Source organism: Chamaesiphon sp. VAR_48_metabat_135_sub (assembly GCF_031418915.1).
In the GTDB taxonomy this organism is placed as follows: domain Bacteria; phylum Cyanobacteriota; class Cyanobacteriia; order Cyanobacteriales; family Chamaesiphonaceae; genus Chamaesiphon.
The window spans coordinates 1-5,509 of sequence record NZ_JANOJV010000289.1; the positions used below are offsets into that span (position 1 = coordinate 1).

Here is a 5,509-nt window from a genome sequence, read left to right on the forward strand (position 1 = left end):
AATTATCCCACCACCTTTGCCCGATTTGGACGAAATGCTGCGAAGAATTCAACCACACTTACAAGCATTACGAACAGCCCGTGTGAGCGAATTGGAGAGCGATACAGGCAATACACCGATTCGTCAAGCAGTCATCGACTATAGCATCCTAGATTTAGAGATCGACCAAATTGTGCGACGGTTGTCGGCGATGCACTCAGCAATAGTCCGACTAAACTTTAGCTATTTAACGTGAGTTGTTACGATTTACTAATATGTTAGGATGTTATTATCCTACTAGCTAGTGAGACTTAATTATGAGTGCGAAAGTAAGTATCACACTAGATGAAGAAGTTTTAGAGTTCGTCGATCGATCGAGCAAAAATCGCAGCCAGTTTATCAACGAAATATTGTCTCAGGCAAAGAAAAACCAATTATTGAAAGAGTTGGCGGACGCTTACACAGAACTAGCAAACAATCCTGAGTATCAAGCTGAGACTAAGTTATGGGATGTGACAGTGGGAGATGGAATCGATGCCTAATGGGGATCTCCGGTACCGAAGAGGAGAAATCTGGTGGGTAAACCTAGATCCGACAGTAGGTAGTGAAACGGCAAAGAAACGACCGTGTGTAATTCTTCAGAATGACGTAGGTAACGCTCGATCTGACACGACGATGGTTGCTCCTTTATTGAAAGGCTCAAAAGCCTATCCATTTGTAGTGAGCATTAAGGTGACAGCAGAGAATGGGCTAGATGAAACTAGAGGGATTCACCTCGAACAAATGAGGGTTGTGGACAATCGGAGACTAGATTGTAAACTAGGAACCTTAGAAGACAAGTACTGGAGTGAGATAGAGAAGGCTGTTTGCATCGTTTTGGGGTTTAATGCAGTTTTTGAACCCTAGATTTTCGGTAAGCCACAGTCTACTAATTCAGAATAAAGCCGAGGCTATTGATTCCGCAAAGCGGACGCTCGGCGATCGCATAAAATCTAGTAAGTAAGTAGGACGGCATAAATATTCGTAACATCAATAATGCCCGAAACCTAGCTTAAAAGTATGATTTTCATCTGAAGCGGCACAAGACTATAATAGAATCAATGAGTTTTCAATGGGATCCAGCTAAAGCGTCTAGTAATGCCCAAAAGCATGGCGTATCTTTTGAGGAGGCTATCACAGTTTTCGGAGATCCTTTAGCAGTAACAATTTCAGACCCAGATCATTCCGTTGGCGAATTTCGTCTTTTGACTATAGGGATGTCAAGATCGCAACGGCTGTTGGTGATATCCAACACGGATCGATTCCGCAAGCGGACGCAACGCGAACGGGTGAAGTCCGCTTAATTAGTGCCCGTTTAGCTACAAGGGCACGAGAGAAGAAGTTATGAGTCAGGAACCTGAAACAACCGTTAATGATGAGATGAGATCGGAATATGACTTTTCAGGTGGTGTTCGCGGTAGGTATTTTGAAGCGTACAAGCAATCGACCAATATTATAGTGCTTGAACCAGATGTGGCAGAAGTCTTTCAAGATTCGGCTGCTGTAAATGAGGCGTTGAGGTTGCTTACAAAAATTGCCAAATCAACGGCTGCATAAGCAGGTGACAGATAATATCCCGATTTGGGGTGATATCCAGAAAGTCTCGACGAAACATCAGGTTTTGTATCAATATTTTTCTGGATATCATCCCTATTTCCAGGGGATAGGTGGAAAGTTCCTGTATGATGTGTAGCTAGCCATCTCTTGGAACATGCATGTCACTAGACATATTCGATGACGCAAAGCAAAAGCGCAAACAGTTACTTACCATTTTTGACACCCTACCAACAATAACGCTCTATGGCGTTGTTGGTGCCAATGGCCCAAGTGGTGGAAAGACACCACCAGAAGTGCTTTGGTCGTTGAATCTACACCTGATCGCATGGCGAATTCCTGGAGAACTAGTTCGCAGTGTTCCACTATCAGTCTCCAAGCTCGTATCGGATGAAGAACTGCGCGCATTGCAAAACCTGATTATTTCGGAGTCTATTATTGCTTTTCGTGGAAAGCTTTGTGAAAACAGTCCTTTCGGTGACGCAAGAGCTGAACTCGTTGGCCTTCTTGACCAGCCAATTGACAATGAACTTGAGTTAATCCTCTCAAAATTCCGTGAGCCAGTTGAAATACTCGACCCTTTGATTGGAAAGTTGGTTCTTAATAAATCTGTCGATTTGTTTGAAGGCAAAGTAACTTGGCTTGGTCAGTCGATCGACATTGCTATCTCAGTCGATGAGAACGACACTCCAACCAGTTCCCTGCAAACAGCTAAAGCTCTATTGATAGCTATGGAGCAATGGACTAGTAATGTGAATGACTATGCTGTTGCGGAGTTGCTTGAACTCAAGAACGATAGCTGGCTCGATGAAGATGAGAATCCCGTTACCAGTGAAGAGTTTGTCAGTCGAATGCGACTGAACGCAATAACCACATATCCTGATGGAAATTTTGAATTTTGGCTCCATGATGGAGATTTGTTTTGCGGTCATACAATACAAGTCTCAGGCTCCGTTTCTGAGGGACTTACAAGTGCCGACATCTAACCCACCCCACTGATTATGACACCAAGACTATTTAGATCGAAACCACCGCACAAATAACTTTTCCCCTTCAATCCAAATAAATATCAGTAAGCTGCAACCAAAACAGACTCCCAGTTCAAATAAACTCAAAGGATGGGTTCCAAAAAAAGATCGCAATAGTGGAATATAAACCACCGCCAACTGTAACAAAATCGTGCCCAGAATCGCCCACAGCAACAGTGGATTGCTAAATGGGTTAATTTCGATAACGAGTTTATTTACAGAGCGTACAGCTAAAGCATGACCCATTTGAGCAATACAGAGCGTGGTAAAGACGATCGTTTTCCAGGTATCTGGATCGCCAGGATAATCGACTGCGTGGGTTCGATCGAATGCCCATTTCATCAACCCGATTGTGACGATCGCAAACACTAATCCAATCCGAATAATATATCCACCCAAACCCCTGGCAAAAATACTTTCAGTAGGTTGAAATGGTTCTCGCTGCATCACATCTGCTTCCCCTGGCTCCAATGCCAAAGCCAGCGCGGGAATCCCATCGGTGACTAGATTCATCCACAGGATTTGTAAGGGTGAGAGCGGCACACCACCTAAACCCATCAGCGGAGCGGCGGCGATGGTGAGGATTTCACCGATATTACTACCGAGGATATATTTGATAAACCTGCGAATATTGGTGTAGACAATCCGCCCTTCTTCGACTGCGGCGACAATCGAATTAAAATTATCATCTAACAACACCATATCGCTAGCTTCTTTACTCACATCCGTACCTGTAATTCCCATTGCTACGCCGATATCTGCTTGTTTCAATGCGGGGGCATCATTCACGCCATCCCCTGTCATGGCGACTAGTTCGCCCTGTTGTTGCAAGGCTTTGACGATGCGTAATTTGTGTTCGGGGGCGACACGGGCATAGACATTGACTGACTCGATTGTCTGCCTTAAAGTCGTTTCATCCATCTGAGCAATTTCATTCCCGCTGACAACTTGGCACTCACCTTCAGCAATACCCAAATCGCAAGCAATCGCCCGCGCTGTCAGGGGATGATCGCCTGTAATCATCATCGTGCGGATTCCCGCAGTTTTACAGGTGTCAACAGCAGCGCGAACTTCAGTGCGTGGCGCATCGAGCATTCCGACTAAACCGACCCAAATTAGTTCTGATTCTGCGCTATCTGCGTCAGGAAGGTGTGGGAAATAGCGATAGGCGAAACCTAAGACTCTTAGCCCTTGAGTCGCTAGACGGGCGTTTTGGGCGCGGATGGTTTGTCGTTCTGGCTCAGTTAATTCGACATACCGATCTGCGACGAGGGTATGGGTGGATCGATCGAGGATTGATTCGGGCGATCCTTTGGCGAATAATAGGTAATATGGGGACTGTTCGCAGATGATGCTCATCCGTTGCCGATCGCTATCGAATGGATATTCTTGAACGCGAGGGTAACTTTGAGCGGTGGCTTCAATTCCGGCTTTGTGAGCGAGTACTAATAAGGCTCCCTCTGTCGGATCTCCCAAAATTTGCCACTGATTATCGGCATACTGCAACACCGCATCATTGCAAAGGGCGCAACCCCAGAGTAAACCTTTTAAAGCTGGATCTGCGAGTGGCTCAATGGGTTTACCATTAAGTTGAAACTCACCATTGGGGATGTAGCCCTCGCCCCCAATCTGATATTCAGCCGTTACGGTAGCCACTCGTTGCACCACCATTTTATTTTGGGTGAGGGTGCCTGTTTTGTCAGAACAAATAATCGTCACCCCGCCGAGGGTTTCTACCGCTGGGAGTTTGCGGATTAGAGCTTGGCGTTTTACCATCCGCTGGGTACCCATTGCCAGGGTGATGGTAATGACGGCGGGTAATCCTTCGGGCACGACTGCTACTGCGACACTTAGGGATGTTTTGACTAATCCTTTGAAGGTATCCAGATTGAAAGAGCCTCTGAGTAAATCGGGCAACATGCCGCCGATAATTGTCAGAGCGACAATTGCCAATGCGCCACCAACTAAGACATTTCCCAGATGAATTAATTTTTGTTGGAGTGGAGTCGGCTGATTTTCGACACCTTGTAGGAGGGCGGCAATTTTGCCGAGTTCGGTATTCATCCCGGTGGCGGTGACAACAGCAATCCCTCGCCCAGTGGTGATTTCAGTGCCTTGATAGACTAAGTTTACTCGATCGCCCAAAGGTGTCTCGGCGGCTAATTCTGTGTCGGCAGTTTTGCTACTAGCGGTGGCTTCCCCTGTCAGCGCGGATTCTCGAATTTGGAGTTGTACTGATTCAATTAATCGAGCATCTGCGGCAAGTTGGTTGCCAGCTTCGAGATGAATTACATCTCCAGGTACTAATTCCTTACCTTCAATTTCGCTAATTCTACTATCGCGCAATACTCTTACTTTAGGTGCAGCCATGCGTTTGAGTGCGGCTAATGCTTGTTCGGCACGGCTTTCTTGGAAATAACCTAAAATTCCATTTAGAATCACGATCGAGAGAATTGCAATCGTATCTTTAAACGGCAATCCACTCGTCTTTCCCGCCTGAATTTCCATAAAGTCAAAGATGCCTGAAACCACCGCCACAACCATCAACATCACCAACATAATATTGGTAAATTGGTCGAGTAAAATCTGCCACCATTGCCGACTAGCAGCAACAACTAATTCATTTGTGCCGAATTTTTGTTGTCGATCGATTATTTGCTGCGATGTTAAACCTGTTCGATCGTCTGTATCTAGTTGTGCTAATGTCTGAGCAATAGTCAGTGCATGTCGATCGACATTTACATCCAGCTTACTTGTTATTTGTGGGTGAGTTGATAAGGATGAGGACATAATTAGATTTAAAATATTTGCAGTATAAATTTATGTCTAAATAATTCCGATTGTGAATGTCTGCAACCAATTATCGATTAAACAGTAGGGGTAATTCATGAATTACCCCTACTGTTTAA

General features: G+C 45.2%; 7 protein-coding genes. 6 read left to right on the plus strand and 1 reads right to left on the minus strand.

Going from position 1 to position 5,509, the window contains the following annotated elements; genetic code table 11:
- From RMO55_RS20165 to RMO55_RS20190, 6 genes are all read left to right on the plus strand, one after another.
- Positions 1–235 (plus strand): hypothetical protein (locus RMO55_RS20165; RefSeq protein WP_310429656.1); only part of this gene is annotated, 235 nt, incomplete at its 5' end.
- 61 nt (positions 236–296) lie between these two features.
- Complete coding sequence (locus RMO55_RS20170; RefSeq protein ID WP_310429658.1) at positions 297–521, plus strand: hypothetical protein; 225 nt, start codon at positions 297–299, stop codon at positions 519–521.
- Positions 514–885, plus strand: a complete 372-nt coding sequence (locus RMO55_RS20175) for a type II toxin-antitoxin system PemK/MazF family toxin (protein ID WP_310429660.1) — start codon at positions 514–516, stop codon at positions 883–885. The genes RMO55_RS20170 and RMO55_RS20175 overlap by 8 nt, the downstream gene beginning before the upstream one ends.
- 194 nt (positions 886–1,079) lie before the next feature.
- A complete protein-coding gene (locus RMO55_RS20180) occupies positions 1,080–1,322 on the plus strand; it encodes a BrnT family toxin (protein WP_310429662.1) in 243 nt (80 codons plus the stop codon).
- Between the two features lie 40 nt (positions 1,323–1,362).
- The gene (locus RMO55_RS20185) at positions 1,363–1,575 is read left to right on the plus strand and encodes a hypothetical protein (RefSeq protein ID WP_310429664.1); all 213 of its coding nucleotides are present in this window, start codon (positions 1,363–1,365) and stop codon (positions 1,573–1,575) included.
- A 158-nt stretch (positions 1,576–1,733) separates the two neighbouring features.
- Positions 1,734–2,558: a DUF2262 domain-containing protein gene (locus RMO55_RS20190; RefSeq protein WP_310429666.1), complete on the plus strand. Its 825-nt coding sequence runs from the start codon at positions 1,734–1,736 to the stop codon at positions 2,556–2,558.
- Between the two features lie 27 nt (positions 2,559–2,585).
- Here the strand turns inward: RMO55_RS20190 and RMO55_RS20195 are convergent, their stop codons facing one another.
- Positions 2,586–5,390, minus strand: a complete 2,805-nt coding sequence (locus RMO55_RS20195) for a cation-transporting P-type ATPase (protein WP_310429668.1) — start codon at positions 5,388–5,390, stop codon at positions 2,586–2,588.
- Positions 5,391–5,509: the final 119 nt, after the last annotated feature.

Coding starts and splice junctions, on each gene's coding strand:
- RMO55_RS20170 (WP_310429658.1), top strand. CDS start 297: ATGAGTGCGAAAGTAAGTATCACACTAGATGAAGAAGTTTTAGAGTTC.
- RMO55_RS20175 (WP_310429660.1), top strand. CDS start 514: ATGCCTAATGGGGATCTCCGGTACCGAAGAGGAGAAATCTGGTGGGTA.
- RMO55_RS20180 (WP_310429662.1), top strand. CDS start 1,080: ATGAGTTTTCAATGGGATCCAGCTAAAGCGTCTAGTAATGCCCAAAAG.
- RMO55_RS20185 (WP_310429664.1), top strand. CDS start 1,363: ATGAGTCAGGAACCTGAAACAACCGTTAATGATGAGATGAGATCGGAA.
- RMO55_RS20190 (WP_310429666.1), top strand. CDS start 1,734: ATGTCACTAGACATATTCGATGACGCAAAGCAAAAGCGCAAACAGTTA.
- RMO55_RS20195 (WP_310429668.1), bottom strand. CDS start 5,390: ATGTCCTCATCCTTATCAACTCACCCACAAATAACAAGTAAGCTGGAT.